The sequence below is a fragment of the Hymenobacter endophyticus genome, assembly GCF_032464715.1.
GTDB classification, from domain to species: domain Bacteria; phylum Bacteroidota; class Bacteroidia; order Cytophagales; family Hymenobacteraceae; genus Hymenobacter; species Hymenobacter endophyticus.
Window position 1 is genome coordinate 138,785 of record NZ_JAWDJT010000004.1, and the last position, 20,267, is coordinate 159,051.

Sequence of the window (20,267 nt, forward strand, 5' to 3'; positions counted from 1 at the left end):
CCGTGGCCATTTTGCACCTGAAAGCCCGACCCAATAGCCGCCGCACCCAACTGGAGCATACCTCTGATGGCAGCTGGCTGGTGCGGCTGCAGGCCCCAGCCCAAGATGGCAAAGCCAACGCCTGCCTGCTGGCGTACCTGGCCGAGGTGTTTGCGGTGAGCAAATCCAGCATTACACTATTAAGTGGGCACACGGCTCCGTTTAAAAAGGTAGAGTTGGTGGGTGTCACGGAGCAGGAGCTGCAAGCTCTGCTGCAACAGCACCGCGCCGGGTAGCGGCATCCTTTGCGAGTGGTTTGGCGTTGAACGGGCAAGCTGAACGGCTTTTCTACCTCTTCTCCCCTTCCATCCTCCTTTCGCCATGTCGTTTTTTCCCATCTGGGCCGTAGCGGGCTTCTGGGGTCTGGTTTCGGGCTCCGCGTTGTTGCTGGGCGCGGCCATTGGCTACTTTACCCACATTCCGCAACGGCTTATTGCGGCCATCATGGCGTTTGGAAGCGGCGTGCTCATTGCTACCCTTTCCCTGGAGCTCATGGAAGAAGCCTATAAAAAAGGGGGATTTGACTCTACGGGGCTGGGGTTTGTGGGTGGGGCGGCCGTATACACACTGGCCAACTGGCTGCTGGCCCGCTACGGCGCCAAGCACCGTAAACGCTCAGGGGAGCACCAGTCGCGGGAGCGGGCGGCCGTGCAAGAAGGCCAAACGGAGGGCAACGAAACCGGCGACGACAACGGCATGGCCCTGGCCATAGGTGCCTTGTTGGATGGCATTCCGGAAAGCATTGTAATTGGCCTGAGTATGCTGGCCGGGGGCAGCGTGAGCGTGGTGGCCGTAGTGGCTATTTTCCTCAGCAACCTACCAGAGGGCCTGAGCAGTGCCGCCGGCATGCGCAAAGCCGGCCGACGCCCCGCCTATGTGCTGGGGTTATGGGCCGGCATTGCCGTTGTTTCAGGGGTTGCCTCGCTGGTAGGCTACACCGTGTTCAGCGGGTTTTCGGCGGAAGTGGTGGCCGCTACCACGGCCGTAGCAGCCGGAGCGGTGCTGGCCATGGTGGCCGATACCATGATTCCGGAAGCATTTGAGGTGGCCCACAATTTCACGGGGCTTATTACGGTCGTCGGCTTTCTGGTGTCGTTCGTTCTGAGCAAGCTAGGCGAGTAAGTACGCAGGTTGGCGCGCAAACGGCACCGCACAGAAGGTTCATGTAGTGACAGTCCGCGCAGTATTTGTCTTCTGTAGCTAAACCCCGTTAAAGCAAAGAAGGCCACCGGATTCCCCGCCGGTGGCCTTCCTCATTAGGTAATATCCCTCGTTCCTTCTCTAACCCACCCGCCGCCGAGGGGGCTGCCGCAACATTTTCCGGAGGCTGCGGCAATAGCGGCGGATGTTACCGTTACACCCGTTCCACCGCTGGTTCGCGGCGGTACGTGCGTTCAAATTCTTCATCGATGTGGTAGGTGGACTCCTCGTGCTGACTTAAGTCGAGGCCCAGCTCTTCTTCCTGCAGCTTTACGCGCAATCCGAAAATACGGTCCGTTATTTTCAATAAAATCCAGGCGCCCACAAACGAGTAGGTGATGACGATGAGCAGCCCTAGCAGGTGGTAGCCAAAGGTAGAAAAGGTGCCGTGAATTAGTCCCACCTTATCGGCGAAGATACCCGTGAGCAGCATCCCAACAATGCCACCCAGCCCGTGGCAGGGAAACACGTCCAGGGTATCGTCGATGGTAGTGCGCGAGTTCTGCCAGTGTACGGCCGCGTGGCTGATAAATGCCGCCAACACCCCGAACAGGATGCTTTGCCCATAATCGACGTAGCCGGCGGCGGGCGTAATAGCTACCAGCCCCACCACCGCCCCGGTGCAAGCACCCACAGCCGTGGGCTTGCCGCCGCGCACCACTTCAATCAGGATCCAGGCAATGAGAGCCGCTGCCGAAGCCAGGTTGGTATTCACGAACGACAGGGCCGCCAGCTCATTGGCCCCCAGCGCCGAGCCGGCATTGAAACCAAACCACCCAAACCACAGCAGCCCGGTGCCCAGCAGCACGTAGGGCACATTGGGCGTTGAGAATGAGGATGGCCGCAGGTTGGCGGAGCGCCGGCCCAGCACCATGGCGCCCGCCAGCGCCGCCACCCCCGCCGAAATATGTACCACTGTACCGCCCGCAAAATCGAGCACCCCCCACTTACGCAGGAAGCCCTCGGGGTGCCAAGTCCAGTGGGCCAGCGGGCAGTAGATGAACAGGCTAAACAGCACCATAAAGGCCAGATAGCCCTTAAACCGCACCCGTTCGGCAAAGGAACCGGTAATCAGGGCCGGGGTGATAATGGCAAACTTGAGCTGAAACGCGAAGTAGAGAATGAACGGAATGCTGGCCGCAAATGCCGGATTAGGAGCCGTACCCACATTGCGTAGCAAGGCAAACGTGAAAGGATTACCAATGAGCCCGTGCCAGGAGTCGCCGTAGCACAGCGAGAAACCCACAAAATAGAACAGCACCGAAATAACGCCCAGCGCCACAAAGCTCTGCAGCATGGTACTGATTACGTTCTTGGGCCGCACCATACCCCCATAGAAGAACGACAACCCCGGCGTCATAATCAGCACGAAGGCCGTTGCCGTCAGCATCCAGGCTACATCGGCCCCATTAAGGGAGCCAGGCGTGGCTGCCGGGTGAGGCACGCGCACAAAGGCAGCCAGTAACGCTAGCACCAACAACGTGCCCAGCGTAAACAAGCTCTTGCTCGGCTTTATGGAAGAAGATTTGGGAGTCATGCGCCAATGGTTAACAGCTATACCTTTGTTTCGAAGGTCAATATACTGCAAAATCATACTTTTTACTCCTTTTCCCTATCAAAACAAGGGTGTATATTCAATATTCCATCATTAATACCGTATTGCACCCTTTTTTATTAGGAGGTTTTCTCTTACCTGTATTATTTATAACTGATGACAACCGTACTAATACTAGGTGGCGGATGAAATACACTTGCAGGCAAAACCCGTAGCTTGCGACCTTCATGTTAGGCATATGAATATGGCGACACTACCCAATCCATCCGACTTACAACCTCTACTCGACGCACTACAGTTTTCACCCGAAAACGTGCCGTTGCGCCGCCATGTGGCCGGTTTACTCCGTCAGGCAGGCCGACTTACCGAAGCGGAAGAGCACTACCGCTTGGGCCTGCGCCAAGCTCCCGAGGATGAAGAGTTACAGTTGGGGTTGGCCGAAACCTATGCTGCCCTGCTGAAAACCTCGGCCGCGCTGGTGGTGCTGGAAGAAGTGCTGCGTGCCCACCCCGACCACGCTCGCGCCCACCTGCTGCACGCCCGGGTGCTGGCCCGCGCTGGCGGCCCGCCCGATGAGGCCCGTGCCGCTTACCAGCAGGCCTTACAACTGGACAGCAGCCTGCGCGACCAGGACCTCGACGAGCAACTAGGCCTGCGCCCAGCCGCCCAGCCCGCCGGTGGCGGTGCCCCAGCCGATTATAATGCTACCCACGTTTCGGACCTGGGCCTGGATGAGCGCGCCTTATTTGCGGGCCTGGAGAAACCGAAGATTACGTTTCAGGACGTGGGCGGTATGGAGGCCGTGAAGGAGGAAATTGGGATGAAGATGATTCATCCGCTGCAGCACCCCGATTACTACAAAGCCTTTGGCAAGGCAGCCGGGGGCGGCCTGTTGCTGTATGGCCCGCCCGGCTGCGGCAAAACTTATCTGGCCCGCGCCACCGCTGGCGAGGTGAAGGCTTCCTTCATTCACGTGGGCATTAGTGATATTCTGGACATGTGGATGGGCCAGAGCGAGAAGAAACTGCACGAGCTGTTCGAGCTAGCTCGGGTGCAGGCACCATGCGTGCTGTTTTTTGACGAGGTAGATGCCCTGGCCGCTAACCGTCACGACCTGCGCCAGAGTGCCGGCCGCACCCTCATCAATCAATTTCTGGAGGAGCTGGATGGGGCCCGCAGCTCCAACGACGGCGTGCTGATTCTGGCCGCCACCAATGCCCCCTGGCAGCTGGACCCCGCCTTCCGTCGCCCCGGCCGCTTCGATAAGATTGTGCTGGTAACCCCGCCCGATGAGGCTGCGCGCGTAGCCATTCTGGAAGTTCTACTGCGCGGCAAGCCCGTGGCCGACAACCTGAATCTACCCACCCTGGCTGCCCAAACCGCCGGCCTTTCCGGCGCCGATTTGCAAGCGGTGGTAGATCAGGCCGTAGAAACCTGTCTGCGCGAGTCGATGAAGGCGGGCCAGGTGCGGCCGGTGCAGCAAAGCCATTTGCTGGCCGCCGCCAAGCAGGTGCGCCCCAGCACCAAGGAGTGGTTTGCCACGGCCAAAAACTACGCCCTGTACTCTAATGAGGGCGGCACCTACGACGATATCCTGACCTACCTGGGCATCAAGAAATAAGCACGGCCAGCCGGCTACCGGTTATGAAGCGGAACGAATGGCACGACCGGGCAGCCTTACTTTTTGAGCTGCGCCGCCCGGCAGAAGCCGGCAAGCTGGCCCTGCAGCGCCTGGTGCAGGAGCCCCGCGACCTGCAGGCACACCTGACGCTCACCGAAGCTCTGCTCCGGCAGAAGCGGCTGCCGGAAGCTCTGGAAACAGGCCAGTCCACTATTGCGCTGGAGCCCGAGGAGCCAAACGGCTTCTTTCTGATGGCCCAAATTCAATTTCAGCGGGGCAGGTACCCGGAGGCCGATGAGATGATTGGGCACGCCCTGCGCCTCCGCCCCGGTCATACCCACTTTCACGCCATGCGCAGCCGCATCCTGTGGTTTGCCGATCAGTACACGGCGGCGGCCGAGGTAGCCCGGACGGGCCTGGCCCATAACCCCCGGCACGCGGATAGTCTGATGTGGCTGGGATTGGCGCTGCACAAGCTGCGCCGCTATGATGAGTCCGACGTGGTATTCCGGCAGTTGCTGCAGGTGGCGCCCAACAGTGCCGTGGCCCGGGCCAACATCGGTTCCGCCTTGCATGAGCGGCACCACCCCGCCGCCGGCCTGCACCTGCGCGAGGCCCTGCGCCTCGACCCAACCCTGACCACGGCACAAAACCTGTTGGAGAAGGCCACGCTGCAGGCTCAGTGGTGGAACCGCCCCCTGCTCCGGGCGTATCAGTGGCGCGACACTATTCGCCACCATGCTCAAGGCCCCACGCTGGCTTTGAGGCTGGGAGCCGTGGCCCGTGTACTGCTGGTACTGCCGCTGCTGCTTCCCTTGGGCGTACTGTATGTGCTGGGAAAAGTGCTGGACTGGCGCTACCTGTTTCGGGGCAATTTCTCTTCCCTGTCAAACAGATGGGTTATGGCGGGCATTGCGTGGAGCCTGCTGGTGCTGCTGAGTGTCTGGCTGCTACCACTTCCGCCGCCGCTTGTCTGGCTGCTGGTGGCGGTGGGGCTGGGGTTTCCCTTGCGCAACGCCTGGGTGCGGTACCAACAAGGGCAAAAGCGCTTCCCCCTAGGATTTGGCATGCTCCTTTCGCCCGGCGGCAGCGCGCTGCTGCATGCCTACGGCCAGCTGGGCACTACTGACCCCGGCCTTGAATGTCGACGATTTTTAGCCACGTTTGGCGTATTTCTGCTCCTGTACCAACTTCTGCGCCCCAATCAGCGCCCTTAACAACCGGCCGCCGCGGCAGTATTCCAATTTCAGCTTTTCATGAATTCCTATCAATCCGCAAGCCGGGTGCAGCTGCTACTCCAGCATAAACGCCCTCAGGAAGCTGAGCAGGAAGCCCGCCGCCTACTCCGCGACGACCCGGATAACAGCTACCTGCACTGCCTGCTGGCTCTGGCTCTGCTGGAGTTGGCCCGCCTCCCTGAAGCGCAGGCCCAAGCCCAGCAAGCCATCCACCTTGATCCGGAGAACAGCTTTGCTTTTTACATGCTGAGTGCCGCCTTGCAGCGCCAACATGAATTACCGGCAGCCCTGCAAGCCATTGAAGAAGCTCTGGCCATTAACCCTGAGGATGCTGACTACCAGCACGTGTTGGGCCAGATCCGGTTTCAGCAGGGCCAGCTGCACGGAGCCCTCCGCGCTGCCGAGGCCGGCCTCCAGGCCGACCCCACGCACGTGGATTGCCTGGGCCTGCGGGCCCGCTGCCTGGCCCGCCTCGGCCGCCGCGACGAAGCCTCCGCCGACCTCGACGAAGCCCTGCGCCACAGCCCCACCGATGCCGGCACCCACGCCGACCTGGGCTGGGTGGCACTGGAGCGGGGCCGGGCCAAAGAAGCCGCCAGTCACTTCCGCGAAGCCCTGCGCCTGAACCCCACTTCCGATTACGCCCGCGAAGGTCTGGTATCGGCTTTGAAAGCCCGTTTCTGGCTCTACAATGGCTTCTACCGCTTCATGGTCTGGACCCAGACGCTGAGCCCAAACGTGCGGCAAGGGCTATTCATCGGGCTGTTTCTGCTCTCGCGCGTGGTACCGGGGCTGCTGCCTCTGTACCTGGTGCTGGTGTACATGAGCTGGTTTGCCGAGCCGCTGTTCAACTCCCTGCTGCGCTTCAACCGCTACGGCCGCTTTGCCCTCAGCGAGGAAGACACGCGCTACTCCAACCAGTTTCTGGCCTTGCTGCTGGGCGCCCTGGCGTTGCTGGGAGCGGGCCATTACGGCCAATTAAGTGTGCTGACCACGGCCGGCATCGTGGCGCTGGGGCTCCTGTTTCCGTTGGTGGGCACCCAGCGCCAGTGGGTGCTCAAGCGTAGGCAGCAGTCGATGTGGTTTGGCTGGGGCCTGGCGGCAGTGGGTGTGCTGGCCATTAGTTTCGATGCGCTGACGCTGCCGGGTGAGGGGCCGCTGTTCCTGACGTTTCTGGGCGGCACGCTGGTGTACGTATGGGTGATGGGCCTGCGGAGCTAGACTAAAATTAAATGAAACGTCATGCTGAGCTTGTCGAAGCATCTCTACCGCTTCGTTACCCGGTTGTAGAGACGCGACACTTCGCGTCTCGTCGTCCGCGCCATCAGGTCCGTTCGAATAGCCCAACGTCAGCAACGACAAGACGCAAAATATTGCGTCTCTACACTGTTCTGCCCGCTAACCGTTTGCCCGGCCCAGCACGTTATCCAGATATTTCTGGGCCGAGCCGGTGTTGAGCAGCAGAATCTGCTCGTCAGGCCGAATCTGGCCGGTGTGCAGTAAATGCAGAGCCGCGCTCCAAAGTGCCCCGCCTTCAGGGGCCACGAACAGGCCTTCGAGGTGGCTTAGCTCACGCATACCAGCCAGCATCTGCTCATCGGTAACAGCCACCGCCGACCCGTTGGATTCGTCGAGAACCTGTAGCATGAGGGCTTCACCTAGCGGGCGTGGTACAGCCAGGCCGTTGGCAATGGAGGGCTGGCCTACGTAGGCATGGCAATTGGGCTGGCGGCCGGCACGGGTTTCCACCAAGGGGCAACAATTGGCGGCCTGCACGGCTACCATACGGGGCAGTTTAGCGTGGCGTGGCAGCCAACCCAGCGCCTGCATCTCACGGATGGCCTTCCAGATACCGATGAGGCCGGTGCCGCCCCCGGCAGGATAGAGCAGCACGTCGGGCAGCGTCCAACTGAGTTGTTCGGCTAATTCGTAACCCATAGTTTTCTTGCCTTCGAGGCGGTAGGGCTCCTTCAGCGTAGAAACGTCGAGCAGTTCCCCGGCCGAGTTCAACTCCCGCACCCGGGCGGCACAGTCGTTGATGAGGCCATCTACCAGATGTACCTCGGCCCCGTACCAGTAGCATTCCTCTTTGAAAGCCGTGGGCGTATGGCGGGGCATCACCACCACGCAGCGCATACCAGCACGGGCACAGTAGGCGGCCAGGGCCACGCCCGCGTTGCCAGCCGTGGGAATAATGCAGCCCGTCACGCCTAACTCTTTGGCCCTGGAAACCGCCATGCTCAGGCCCCGGGCCTTGAACGAACCGGTGGGATTTTGCCCTTCATCCTTGAGCAGCAAGCTGCGCAAACCGTGGCGGGCCGCCAGGCGCGGCAGCGCCAGCAGCGGCGTCCAGCCCTCCCCCAGCGTTACCAGGTTGGCATCATCCAGAAGCGGCAGCAAGGCCCGGTAGCGCCACATCGAGTTGTCGGCAGGGTTGATGGCCTCGGTGCGGCTAATGGGCTCCGCTAAGTCGTAGCGGGCCAGCAGCGGCTGGGCGCAGCAATCCGACACGCACTGTAGTGTGAAGGCATTGTGGGGGGCGTGGCAGGCGGCGCAATGCAGCGCGTACAGGCGGGATTGGGTGGTTTCGAGGGTGGTCATAGCAGGGAGTTCAACGCAAAACTCTTTGCTACTCATGCCGTAGCCAAACGCCTTCTTGGAATAGGCTATGCCCGTTTGGAATGATAAACGACGTAGAGACGCGACACTTCGCGTCTACTCGTTGCTGATGTTGGGCAAATACCGCCGTTACGGCCGTCCAACGATAAGACGCGAAGTGTCGCGTCTCTACTACACCGTGTGGTGCAAACAACATCAGCAAGCAAGATTCCTCGCAGGCTCGGAATGACGTTCTGATTTCACCGCTGTGCGTTACCGTAATACCGCCGCGCGAACTGCACAAAGGTTTTGTAGGGCAGGTTATTTTCAGTGCCTTTGCGCTGCACAAAATCGAAGTGACGCACTAGGTTCAGGTCGCGCACGGGCACTTCCACCAGCTCACCGGCGGCCAGCTCCTTCATCACCGACTGCCGGGGCAGAAACGCCAGGCACGTATCCACCCGCACAAAGTTCTTGAGGGCCTCCGTGCCACCCAGGCGCACTTTCACCGGCAACTCGGCGAGGCGGATGCCCTGTGCCAGCAACGCCTCTTCCAGCACAGCCAACGTGCCCGAGCCGGTTTCGCGCAGGGCCACGGGCGTGCGGCGCAAATCCTGAGCTTCCAGCTCGCGGCGGTGCAGGGGGTTGCGGGCCGAGCACACCGCCACCACTTCATCGGTGAGTAGCGGCGTGTAGGTCACGTTGCTGACTTTGTGGATGCCCTCGATGATGCCCAGGTCGATTTCGTGCTCCAGCAGGGCCTTGAGGATGTTCTCAGAGTTGCGGTTTTTGAGCGTAAGCTGGGTGTGCGGGAACCGGGCCAGGTAGGCCGACAGCACCGGCGGAATGACGTACAGTGAAATGGTGGTGCTGGCCCCTATCACCATCTGCTGGCGGGGCTGAAATTCGGGGCTGAGGTCAGTGAATTCCTGCTCCAGCTCGTGCTGCAGCTGCCGGGCCAGCAGCAGTTTGCGGTACAGCAGCTCCCCGGCCGCCGTGAGCTGCACCGCGTTGCCGAGCCGCTCAAACAGGCCCGTTTTGTAGTGTTCCTCCAACGCCCGCACCCGCTTGCTCACCGCCGACTGGCTCAGGAACAGCGTCTGCCCCGCTTTAGTGAAGCTCAGCTGCCGGGCAACTTCCAGAAAGACTTCGTGGGCGTGGGAAAGCATAGCCGCGAAGGTACGCGCCCGGCTGGGCTTTGGGCAGACATAGGAGGCTAGAGCTAAAGCCATATCCTAGTTCCCCTCCTTGGAAAGGAGGGGTTAGGGGTGGTTGACCTCGCGCCAGAACGTCAGCTAGAAACTAATCCTAAAACCGTTCAACGATTATCAACCACCCCTAGCCCCTCCTTTCCAAGGAGGGGAACTAGCCTTGATATTCTAATTTGCTACCTGGATTATAGGGACGCCAAAATGTACCGCTACCACCCGCGGCTTCGCGTATCTTTACTTTCCGACCAGCCCGCTGCCGCCATGCCGCCCATCACCAGCCTTTCCCAGCTCGACCTCACCAAAAGCTACACCTACGCCGACTACCTGACGTGGCGGCTGGAAGAAGTAGTTGAGTTGATCCGGGGCAAAGTGCGCCAGATGAGCCCCGCGCTACGGGTAGCGCACCAGCGGCTGTCAAGCCGCTTCCTCGGCATGATTTACGCGCACCTGGCCCACCGCTCCTGCGAGGTATTTCACGCCCCCTTCGACGTGCGCCTGACCAAAGCCACGCCCAACGGCGACGCGCAGATTACCACCGTCGTGCAGCCCGACATCTGCGTAGTGTGCGACCCCAGCAAGCTGGACGAGAAAGGCTGCCTCGGCGCACCCGACTGGATTATCGAAATTGTGAGCCCCGGCAACGCCAGCCACGATACCAAAAGCAAGTTCGACCTCTACGAGGAAAACGGCGTGCCGGAATACTGGATTGTATTCCCGGGCGAGAAAACCGTTTCCGTGTTCGTGCTACACGAAGGCCGCTACCAGCCCCACGGCGACTTCTACACGCCCGGCCTCATTCCGGTACACACGCTGCCGGAGTTCGGCATTGAGTGGGCGGAAGTGTTTGAAGGGGTGTAAAAATTTTATATTCGAATGCGCTCAAACTGTAATGGCATAATTGACTACTCTCACTCAACAAAACCATTGAAGAGGAAAGAGTATAAGTCATCCATGCGACCTATCTCAATTGAAGATCTTCCTTCAAATCCTTGACGGTTGATGTAGGCAAAATCACCTACATACTTTGGTATTTCTATCCAAGATGGGAGTGAATAATACTCCTCTTTCTCTGCCGACTTAACCTGATAAGTGAATCTACCTTCTATAACATGAACTAGAGCAATACCGTGACTTGTGGCAAACTCCACAGCTCCACTCTGAAAGCCTGCAGTTGAGAATATTATTCCCTTTTGAGCTCCTAATGCAATTATCCTGTTAAACAGGACTTCAACAACTTCTCTTTTGACACGAGCAGACTGATGCTTGCATTCGACTAAAACGAGAAAATCACAGCCAAGAGCTTGAAAAACAGCTTTAACATCTATCTGATACGTGCCGTCATGACCGGCTAGCTTTTGATTATGCTTTGCTTCAAAGGAAGTTAGACCCGTACCTATTTTCTCCAAGTGAGATTTGACAAAAAGCTCAAATTCAGTTGGAGTCAGATGAGTAACTAAATCTTCGTAAGACCTCATGTTTGTCGAATTTTCAACTTGGCGTAAAACCAATAATTACTCCCACTCAAACCTATACAAAACCTAGCAGAAACGCCGTTTTTCTATACCTTCCGGCGTTCTTCTAAGCTCCTCCCCTTCCATGCTATCGAAAACACTTTCCCGCCTGCCGCTGCTGGTGTTGCTGGCTTTCCTGTGCGCCTGTTCCAAGTCTGGTTCTGATACCGGCCAGGACCCCAACGGGGAGGAAATTGACCCGTATCAAAACTTAGTATTTCAGTTTGCCGACGCCGTGGTGACGCCCGAGTTGCAGGACCGCTGGGATACGGTGCAGGTGGTCAGCTTCGAGCCGGCCGTGCGCGGCAAATTCAAGTGGACTTCTGACCGGGAGTTGATTTTCTCGCCCAGCACGCCCTTCAAGCCCAGCACCGCCTTCAAGGCCACGCTGCGCAAGGAGGCCCTACCCGAAGCCAAGCGCAACGCCGAGCTGCCCGAGAACCGCCAGAAATTCCACACACCCTACCTGGAGCTGCAGGAGCCGCAAGCGTTCTGGGGCCGCTCCAGTCGGGCCGCTGGCACCGCCGAAATGCGCGTGGAGCTGCCCTTCAACTACGCCGTGAAGCCCGCCGACGTGAAGCCGCTGCTGCGCGTGACCCAGGACGGCCAGCCCGTAGCCTTCGAGGTCAGCGGCGAGCCAGGCGAGGTGGTGCGCGTGAGCCTCAACCAGCAGGTGCGCCCCGGCTCCCCGCTCACGGTGGCGCTGGCCCAGGGCCTGCACGCCGTGGGTAGCGACCAACCCAGCACAACCGACTACGAAACCCAGGTGACGGTGCCCGACCCGCAGGCCTTGCAGGTAACTACCATCGAAGGCTCCCTGAAAAATGCCGACCCGGTGGTGCTCATCACTACCAGCCAGCCCGTCACGGCCGCCGATATCCAGAGCTACCTCACCGTGTCGCCGCAGGTGGCCTACGAGGTGGAGGAAGTGGAAAACGGCGTGCGGCTGAAAGGGGGCTTTGAAGTGGGCCGCAGCTACCAGATTGGCATCAACCAGGGCCTGCGCGGCGGATTGGGCGGCATGCTGGGCGAAGGCGTGAGCCAGACCGTGAGCTTTTCCGACGAGCGGCCCACCATCAGCTTCGGCAGCGCCGAGAAGGCCATGTACCTCGATGCGCTGGGTTCGCGCAATCTGGGCGTGCGCATCAACGAGGTAAACCAGGTGAAGGTGACCATTGCCAAGGTGTACGCCAACAACATCCAGCAGCTGCTGCGCGGCGGCAGCCAGTACGGCTACCCCGAGTACGACGGCGAGGAAAGCAACGAGGAAGAAGGCGACGGCGGCGAGTACGTGGACCGCTCCTTCCAGTACTACGACGTGGAAAACCTGGGCAACGTCCTCACCGAGCGCACCTACACCGTATCGGGGCTGCCGAAGGCGCAGGGGCTGCGGCTGCTTAACCTGAACCTCAAGGACCTAGAGTTTGCGGGCGGGCTGAAGGGCCTGTACGTGATAAAGGTGCAGGACACCGAGCGGCAGTGGCTGCAGGTGAGCAAGCTGGTGGCCGTGTCGGACATTGGCCTGATTGTGAAGCAGGGCAAAGGCGGCAGCACGCTGGTGTTTGCCAACTCCATCCGCAACGCCAAGCCGCTTTCCGGGGTGGAGCTGCGCTACATCAGCACCAACAACCAGGTGATGGGCACCGGCCTCAGCAACCACGAGGGCGTGGCCCGCTTTGACAGCACGGCCGCCAACGGCCGCTTCAAGCTGGGCATGGTGATGGCCCAGCAGGGCAACGACTTCACCTTCCTCGACCTGAGCCGCAGCCGCGTGGAAACCTCCCGCTTCGAGGTGGGCGGCCTGCAAACCAACGCCGCCCGCTACCAGGCCTTCCTCTACGGCGACCGGGACCTATACCGCCCCGGCGACACCATCCAGACCAACACCGTCCTGCGCACCGACGCCTGGCAGGCCCCGCCTAAAGGGCTGCCGGTGAAAATCCGGCTGCTGCTGCCCACCGGCAAGGAGTACGCCAGCCTGCAGAAAACCCTGAACGCGGCCGGCTCCTTCGAGGCCCGCTTCATCCTGCCCCCGGCCGTGATGACCGGCCTCTACACCCTGGAAGTCCTCACCGGCAACGACGTACTGCTAACCTCGCGCCAGCTCTCGGTGGAGGAGTTTATTCCAGACCGCATGAAGGTGACCGTGAAGACCAGCCGCGCCGTGGTGAAGCCCGGGCAGTCGGTTTCCGCCCAGATAACGGCCCAGAACCTGTTTGGCCCGCCCGCCGCCGACCGCAAGTTTGAAGTCGAGTTTTCGCTGAAGGAAAAAGCCTTCAGACCCAAAGGCTACGAGCAGTACACCTTCGCCATCAACAGCGGCGACAAACGGCGCGGCAACTACGGCGACCTGGAATCGACGCCCATTTCCGACCGTTTCGAGAAGACCACCCGCGAAGGCACCACCGACGCCGCCGGCCGCGGCACCGCCACTTACGAAGTCCCCGATTACACCGACCTCGGCATCCTGGAAGGCGCGGCCTTCACCACAGTATTCGACGAAACTGGTCGCCCGGTAAACCGCCTGGCTACGTTTGAAGTCCAGACCCAGCCGGTGCTGTTCGGCATCCGGAGCGCCGATGACTTGGTGAGCACCGGCCAGCCGCTGGCCGTGCAGCTGGTGGCCCTCACGCCGGCCGGCAAGCCCACCACGGCCCAGGCCCGGGTGCAGGTGGTGCGCCTGCTCTGGGAGACGGTGATTGAGCGCCAGGGCGGGCGCTACGTGTACAATTCGCAGAAGCGCGAGGAAGTGGTGCTCAACCGCGTGGTGTCGGTGAAAGGCGCGGGCCAGGATGCTGGCCTGAACTTCACACCCACTTACTCCGGCGAGTACGAAATCCGGGTATCGGGCACCGGGGCCGTGACCTACGTGGCCCGGCGCGTGTACGCCTACGGCTACGGCGACACCCAGAGCAACTCCTTCGAGGTAAACAACGAAGGCGAGGTGACCATTGAGGCCGACAAGCCCAAGTACGAGCCCGGCGACGTGGCCCACCTGCTGCTGAAAACGCCCTTCCCCGGCCGCGTGCTCGTGACGGTGGAGCGCGACCGGGTGCTCGACCACTTTTACGTAACCACCGACGAGAAATCGGCCAAGGTGGACGTGCCGATCCGGGGCAACCACGTGCCCAACATCTACGTGACGGCCACCGCCATCCGCGAAATCAAGGACAACCGCCTGCCGCTCACCGTGGCCCGGGGCTTCGTGCCCCTCACGGTGGAGAAGCCCGGAGCCCACCTGCAAGTAGCCATCAAGGCCCCCGCCCAAAGCCGCTCCCAAACCGCCCAGACCATTGAAGTCACCACCGCCCCCGGCGCGCAGGTGACGCTGGCCATGGTGGACGAGGGCATTCTGCAGATGAAGGACTACCGCACGCCCGACCCCTACGGTTACTTCTACCAGAAGCGCGCCCTGGAAGTGCAGGCCTACGACGTGTACCCCTTCCTGCTGCCCGAGCTGGGCACCAGCAGCACCGGCGGCGACGGCTACGACCTCTCGCGCCGCACCACGCCCGTGCCCAACCGCCGCGTGCGCCTGCTGGCCAAATGGAGCGGCGTGCTCACCGCCGACGCCAGCGGCAAAGTGCGCTACAAGCTGCAAATCCCGCAGTTCAGCGGGGCCATCCGCATCATGGCCGTAGCTTACAAAGGCGACGCCTTCGGTTCCGCTGAGCACACCATGCGCGTGGCCGACCCAGTCGTTATTTCAACGGCCCTCTCCCGCTTCCTCAGCCCCGGCGACACGATTGATGTGCCGGTAACGCTGACGAATACGACGGGGAAGCCAATGAATGTGATTACTACAATTAGATACAATTCGCTGCTCAGAGTTCCAGAATTAAAGAACACATATGTAGCTAATAAAGAAAGTGGAGAAGTTATCAAATGGACTCCTCTTCCAAATGACATACCTCAAACACTAAAGCCTAATTCCGAAGGCCGAGTTGTATTTCATATTGTAGCAAATGGCATAGGTGCAGGTTCTGTCACAGTTTCTGCAAAGTCCACTAATTCAAACGAAACCTTCACCGAAACCATTGAGCTACCCATCCGTCCGGCTTCGCCGCTGCAGAAGCGTACGGGGGCGGGCGTGGTGGCGGGCGGCGCGGCCCAGCAGCTGAACCTGCGCACCGACTTCCTGCCTTCCTCCCTGCGAAGCCAGCTAGTGGTGAGCCGCTCGCCCATGACGGAGTTTGCCAAGGACCTGCGCTACCTGCTGCAATACCCCTACGGCTGCCTGGAGCAAACCGTATCAGCCGCCTTCCCGCAACTCTACTACGGCGACCTGGCCGCCACCCTGGGCCAGAAAACCGGCAAAACGGGCAAAGCTGGCCTGTTCAACCCCAATTACCACGTGCAGGAAGCAATCCGCAAGGTGGAAGCCCAGCAGATGTACAACGGCAGCCTTAGCTACTGGCCCGGCGGCGACTACGACAACTGGTGGGCCACCGCCTACGCCGCCCACTTCCTGCTGGAAGCCCAGCAAGCCGGCTTCGATGTGAACAAGAACGTGCTCGACCGGGTGCTCCGCTACCTGCAGGCCCGCGTCCGCAAGCGCGAAACCGAAACCTACAACATCATCCAGACCGGCGGCGTGATTCAGCCCGTGACGCTGGCCAAAAAGGAAATTGCCTACTCCCTGTACGTGCTGACCCTGGCCGGCCGCCCCGATGCCGTGGGCCTGAACTATTACAAGGCCAACCGCAAGCTGCTGCCCGAGGATTCGCGCTGGGTGCTGGCCTGCGCTTTCGCCCTGAGCGGCAACCAGCGCAGCTACCGGGAGGCCCTGCCTGCCCGCTTCGGCACCGCGCCCATAGCGGGCCGCCAGCTCGATGGCGCCTTCTCGTCCCCCATCCGCGACGAGGCCCTGGTACTCAACGCCCTGCTTGCCGCCGACCCGGCCAACGCCCAAGTGACCGTATTGGCCCGTCAGCTCAGCCGTCAGGTGAAGCAGGCCAATTGGCTCAGCACCCAGGAACGCGCTTTCTCGTTGCTGGCCCTGGGCAAGCTGGCCCGCAAAAACGCCGGCAGCACTGTTACGGCTAGTCTGCTGGCTGATGGCAAGGCCATTGGCAACTTCTCGGGCAAGGACCTCACGGTAAGCAACGTGGCTAACCGCCAGCTGCAGCTGCGCACCAGCGGCAAAGGCAGCCTCTACTACTTCTGGGAAACCGAGGGCATCTCGCCCACCGGCCAGATCCGCGAGGAAGATGCCTACCTACTGGTGCGCCGCCAGTTCCTCAACCGCACCGGCCAGCCCGTAGGCAGCACCAGCTTCCGCCAGAACGATTTGGTGGTCGTGAAAATCACCATTCAGTCGGCTGAAAGCGCCAGTGAAGTCAAGAACGTGGCCATTACCGACCTGCTCCCCGCCGGCCTGGAAATCGAAAACCCACGCATCGGGGCCGTGCGCGACCTGACCTGGGCCAAGGACGCCGCCCAACCCGACTACCTCGACGTGCGCGACGACCGGATCAACCTCTTCACCACCGTCACGCCCACACCCAAGTCGTTCTACTACCTCTGCCGCGCCGTTTCTAAAGGCACCTTCAAGCTCGGCCCCGTCAGCGCCGACGCCATGTACAACGCCGAGTACCACAGCTACGCCGGCAGCGGCACGGTGCGGGTGCGGTAATATCGGAGCGAATAATTCCTAGTAACCCGCTATGCTGAGCTAGGTGAAGCATCTCTACCTGTAAATCAACCCCATTTTCAACCAAGCGGTAGAGATACTTCATCTAGCTCAGCATGACGATCAATCTTCCATCATCCAACCCTCTTTCTACTAATGGTTAACCTACGCGTTGTGCTGATTTCCATCCTGGTTATGTTTTTCGGGATGATTTTGTGGATGGGCTACTACTTCTATTTCCGCACCGATGGACGGGGACACGTGCTACGGGAAGCCGACAGCCCGGAAGCCGCGGCCCGGGGCCAACGCACGTTGCAGCGCGCCGATGCGCTTATCAATCAGCAACAATATGCCCCCGCCAAAGCCTTGCTGGACTCCTTGCGGGACGCGGATGCCAACCCAGCTTTCTTCGTCAGCACCGAGGAGTTGGAGCAGCGCTTTGATACCCTGCGGGCCCGCAGCCGCCGCGACCAGGCCGCGCAGTAAGCCACTTGGCTAAAGTGGGGTTGTTCTGCCTCGTTGTGCCAGGTGTATAGCGGGTGAGCGGGCAGATTACACCTCCTCAAACACCTCCGCCCATTCCAACTCCACGCCGGGCAGCGTAGCTACCGGAATCGGGCCGGGCTGGTAAAACTCGCCTTGCAGCTCATACCGGTCGTTTTGGAGAGTGTAGACGATGACGTTTTTCTGGCCGGGGTCTACCATCCAGTATTCCAGCACGCCGTTTTCCTCGTACAGGTCGAACTTGGTTTTGCTGTCGTGGGCGGTGTTGCCGGGGCTCAGGATTTCGATAATCCAGTCGGGCGCGCCTACACAGCCGAACTCGTCGAGCTTGGCTGGGTTGCACACCACGCAGAGGTCGGGCTGTACCACGGTGGTAATCTGCGCGTCGCCATTCGTGGACGTTTTCAGCAGGCGAACATCAAACGGCGCGGCGAAACCTTGGCAGGTTTTACCGCGCAAGGCTGCGCCGATCAATGTATTCAGACGAAAGGAAATCTTCTGGTGGCGCACACGCGGGGCCGGGCTCATGCGGCGCACTTTGCCCCGGATCAATTCCACAAACTCATCCAGCCGCCACGTCAGGTAATCGGCATAAGTGTAGGTTTTGGTAAGGTCAAGCTGGGAAATATCAGTGATGACGGGCATGGCAGTAGCAATGGAGGACAAAACGAATATACGAAGCAAATCAACCGGCGCGGGATGCGCATCCGCTAACTTGCCCCTGTGAAACGCTGCCTCGTTTACCGTATTCTGGCGGGCCTGGGCCTGTTGCCACTACTATTGCTGGGGCTGGATTGGGCGTTTCCGGTGCCGCCTGCGCCGCTGTACTCACCCATTGTGCTGGCCCAGGATGGCACCGTGCTGCACGCCTACCTCAATCCCACCCAGAAGTGGCGGATGAAAACCGAGCTGCGCGAGATTACACCGGTACTGCGCACGGCCATTCTGGAGAAGGAAGACCGGTGGTTTCGGTGGCATTTCGGGGTGAATCCCGTGGCGCTGGTGCAGGCGGCCGGACGCAACCTCTTTGGCCGGGGGCGCACTACCGGGGCCAGCACCATCACCATGCAAGTGGCGCGCCTGCTGGAGCCCAAGGAGCGCACTTTCCCAAACAAGCTGCTGGAAATGGCCCGGGCCGTGCAGCTGGAAGCCCATTACAGCAAGGACGAGATTCTGCAGCTCTACCTGAATCTGGTGCCCTATGGCGGCAACGTGGAGGGCGTGAAGTCGGCGGCACTGCTCTATTTCCAGCAGCCGCCCGATTACCTCTCTTTAGCCCAAACCGTGACGCTGGCCATCATCCCGAATCGCCCGCGCGGGCTGGTGCTGGGCAAGAACAACGCGGCCGTGCTACGGGAGCGGAACCGGTGGCTGCGGCGCTTCGGGGCGGCAGGGCTGTTTCCGCAGCAGGATGTGGAGGATGCTCTGCTGGAACCCTTGGACGTGCAGCGCCACCCGGCCCCTACCCTGGCCCCACACCTCTCCAGGCGGCTGGTGCGCCAGTTTCCGCGTCAAGCCATCATCCGCAGCAGCCTGCAGCGCAGCAAGCAAAGCAAGGCCGAAGACCTGACCCTGGGCTACGTGCGCCGCCTCCACGATTTGGGCATTTCGCAAGCGTCTGTGCTGGTGGTGAACAACCGTACCCGGCAGGTGGAGGCATATGTGGGCTCGGCTGATTTTCGGGACTTCGGCAGCCAGGGCCAGAACGACGGCGTGGTGGCGGTCCGCTCCCCGGGCAGCACGCTCAAGCCGTTTCTGTACGCTTTAGCTATGGACCGGGGCCTCGTCACGCCCAAGCAGATGCTGCCCGACGTGCCCACCAACTTCCAGGGCTACCGGCCCGAGAACTTTGACAAGCGCTGCAACGGGGAAGTGACGCTGGAACGGGCCTTAGCCTACTCGCTCAACATTCCGGCCGTGCGCGTGCTCAACCAACTCGGCGTGCCCACCTTCACCGAGAAGCTCCAGCAGGCCGGCTTCCAGAATGTGAAGCGCAACCGGGACCAGCTGGGCCTGAGCAGTATTCTGGGTGGTTGCGGGGCTAGTTTGGAGGAGCTGACGGGCCTGTACGTGACGCTGGCCGACGCCGGCCAGTACGCGCCGCTGCAGCTGACGTCCGCCGCGCCGCGCCAGCCAGCTACCCCGTTGATTTCCGAGTCGGCGGCTTTTCTGACTACCGATATTCTCGCCCAGCTTACCCGGCCCGATTTACCGCTGGGAGCCGCTAGCAGCCTGCGCCTGCCCAAAGTGGCCTGGAAAACCGGCACCAGCTATGGCCGCCGCGACGCCTGGAGCATCGGCTACAACCGGCAGTACACCGTGGGCGTGTGGGTGGGCAACTTCAGCGGGCAGGGCAGCCCGGCCCTGACGGGGGCCGACGTAGCTACGCCTTTGCTGTTCGACCTGTTTAACGCCCTGGCCTACAACTCCCCCAACGACTGGTTTGTGCCGCCCGCTGCCCTGGATTTCCGGTTGGTGTGCGCGGAAAGCGGGTTGGTACCGGGCGAAAACTGCCCCAATCAGGTTATCGACTACTTCCTGCCCAACGTGAGCAGCGGGCTGCGCTGCCAGCACGTGCGGGAGGTGCTGGTGTCGGCGGATGGCAGTTTTACCTACTGCCGGGCCTGCGCGCCGGCCGCTGGCTACCGGCGGGAGCTGTACCCGAATTTACTGCCCGAAGTGGCCTCCTTCAAAGAGGCCCAAGGGATTCCGTACCGCCGCCTGCCGCCCCACAACCCCCAGTGCCAGCTAGTGCGCGGCGGCGCGGAGCAGGCCCCCAGCATCACCTCCCCCACCGCCAACACCGAGTACGTACTGAACCGCCACGAAAAGCAGCAGCTCCTGCTCAGCTGCACCACCGACAGCGAAGTGCGCCAGGTGCACTGGTACGTGAACGACCAGTTTCTGCGGACGGCGGCGGCTACCGAGCGGGTATTCTTCCGGCCCCGGCCCGGCCCGCTCAAAATATCCTGCGCCGACGACCACGGCCGCAATACCGACGTGCTGGTAACCGTGACGGAGCTGGAGTAAGCGGCCGTACCAAAGCGCAAACGGGCCAGTTTGCCGCTTCGGGCCCGTATATCGTTCTGGGTTGCGCACCACCCGCTTTTGCTGTTGCACGTACAAGTACCCGGCGGGAAGCTGGGCGGTACCGCTCA

Annotated in this window: 14 protein-coding genes; 9 read left to right on the plus strand and 5 right to left on the minus strand. The window is 61.0% G+C overall.

Annotated elements, in window-relative coordinates:
* Positions 1 to 2: 2 nt before the first annotated feature.
* Positions 3 to 275, plus strand: a complete 273-nt coding sequence (locus ROI90_RS08700; RefSeq protein ID WP_315997945.1) for a DUF167 domain-containing protein — start codon at positions 3 to 5, stop codon at positions 273 to 275.
* A gap of 85 nt (positions 276 to 360) precedes the next feature.
* Positions 361 to 1,161, plus strand: a complete 801-nt coding sequence (locus tag ROI90_RS08705) for a ZIP family metal transporter (RefSeq protein ID WP_315997946.1) — start codon at positions 361 to 363, stop codon at positions 1,159 to 1,161.
* Between the two features lie 232 nt (positions 1,162 to 1,393).
* On the opposite strand, the gene ROI90_RS08710 is transcribed toward ROI90_RS08705, so the two are convergent.
* On the minus strand, positions 1,394 to 2,776 hold the full coding sequence (locus ROI90_RS08710; protein ID WP_315997947.1) for an ammonium transporter: 1,383 nt from the start codon (positions 2,774 to 2,776) through the stop codon (positions 1,394 to 1,396).
* Between the two features lie 262 nt (positions 2,777 to 3,038).
* Here ROI90_RS08710 and ROI90_RS08715 point away from each other — a divergent pair, with 262 nt between their 5' ends.
* Genes ROI90_RS08715 through ROI90_RS08725 form a run of 3 tightly spaced genes read left to right on the plus strand, consistent with a single transcriptional unit; the run spans position 3,039 to position 6,874 of the window.
* Positions 3,039 to 4,415: an ATP-binding protein gene (locus ROI90_RS08715; protein WP_315997948.1), complete on the plus strand. Its 1,377-nt coding sequence runs from the start codon at positions 3,039 to 3,041 to the stop codon at positions 4,413 to 4,415.
* A 23-nt stretch (positions 4,416 to 4,438) separates the two neighbouring features.
* Positions 4,439 to 5,632: a tetratricopeptide repeat protein gene (locus ROI90_RS08720; RefSeq protein ID WP_315997949.1), complete on the plus strand. Its 1,194-nt coding sequence runs from the start codon at positions 4,439 to 4,441 to the stop codon at positions 5,630 to 5,632.
* Between the two features lie 39 nt (positions 5,633 to 5,671).
* A complete protein-coding gene (locus ROI90_RS08725) occupies positions 5,672 to 6,874 on the plus strand; it encodes a tetratricopeptide repeat protein (RefSeq protein WP_315997950.1) in 1,203 nt (400 codons plus the stop codon).
* 177 nt (positions 6,875 to 7,051) lie between these two features.
* On the opposite strand, the gene ROI90_RS08730 is transcribed toward ROI90_RS08725, so the two are convergent.
* Positions 7,052 to 8,254, minus strand: coding sequence for a threonine synthase (locus ROI90_RS08730; RefSeq protein ID WP_315997951.1), 1,203 nt, complete (start codon positions 8,252 to 8,254; stop codon positions 7,052 to 7,054).
* A 257-nt stretch (positions 8,255 to 8,511) separates the two neighbouring features.
* Positions 8,512 to 9,420, minus strand: coding sequence for a LysR substrate-binding domain-containing protein (locus tag ROI90_RS08735; protein WP_315997952.1), 909 nt, complete (start codon positions 9,418 to 9,420; stop codon positions 8,512 to 8,514).
* Between the two features lie 303 nt (positions 9,421 to 9,723).
* On the opposite strand from ROI90_RS08735, the gene ROI90_RS08740 reads away from it, so the two are divergent.
* The gene (locus ROI90_RS08740) at positions 9,724 to 10,320 is read left to right on the plus strand and encodes a Uma2 family endonuclease (protein ID WP_315997953.1); all 597 of its coding nucleotides are present in this window, start codon (positions 9,724 to 9,726) and stop codon (positions 10,318 to 10,320) included.
* Between the two features lie 50 nt (positions 10,321 to 10,370).
* Here ROI90_RS08740 and ROI90_RS08745 read toward each other — a convergent pair whose 3' ends face one another.
* Entirely contained in the window at positions 10,371 to 10,937 is a 567-nt protein-coding gene (locus ROI90_RS08745) for a restriction endonuclease (RefSeq protein ID WP_315997954.1), read from the minus strand.
* A gap of 121 nt (positions 10,938 to 11,058) precedes the next feature.
* Here ROI90_RS08745 and ROI90_RS08750 point away from each other — a divergent pair, with 121 nt between their 5' ends.
* Together ROI90_RS08750 and ROI90_RS08755 are read left to right on the plus strand one after the other, a co-directional pair.
* On the plus strand, positions 11,059 to 16,608 hold the full coding sequence (locus ROI90_RS08750) for an alpha-2-macroglobulin family protein (protein WP_315997955.1): 5,550 nt from the start codon (positions 11,059 to 11,061) through the stop codon (positions 16,606 to 16,608).
* Between the two features lie 153 nt (positions 16,609 to 16,761).
* Positions 16,762 to 17,091, plus strand: coding sequence for a hypothetical protein (locus tag ROI90_RS08755; protein WP_315997956.1), 330 nt, complete (start codon positions 16,762 to 16,764; stop codon positions 17,089 to 17,091).
* 66 nt (positions 17,092 to 17,157) lie between these two features.
* On the opposite strand, the gene ROI90_RS08760 is transcribed toward ROI90_RS08755, so the two are convergent.
* Positions 17,158 to 17,754 carry a Uma2 family endonuclease gene (locus ROI90_RS08760; protein WP_315997957.1) on the minus strand — a complete coding sequence of 199 codons (597 nt, stop codon included), beginning with the start codon at positions 17,752 to 17,754 and terminating at the stop codon, positions 17,158 to 17,160.
* Positions 17,755 to 17,832: 78 nt separating this feature from the next.
* On the opposite strand from ROI90_RS08760, the gene pbpC reads away from it, so the two are divergent.
* A complete protein-coding gene (gene pbpC / locus ROI90_RS08765) occupies positions 17,833 to 20,139 on the plus strand; it encodes a penicillin-binding protein 1C (RefSeq protein WP_315997958.1) in 2,307 nt (768 codons plus the stop codon).
* Positions 20,140 to 20,267: the final 128 nt, after the last annotated feature.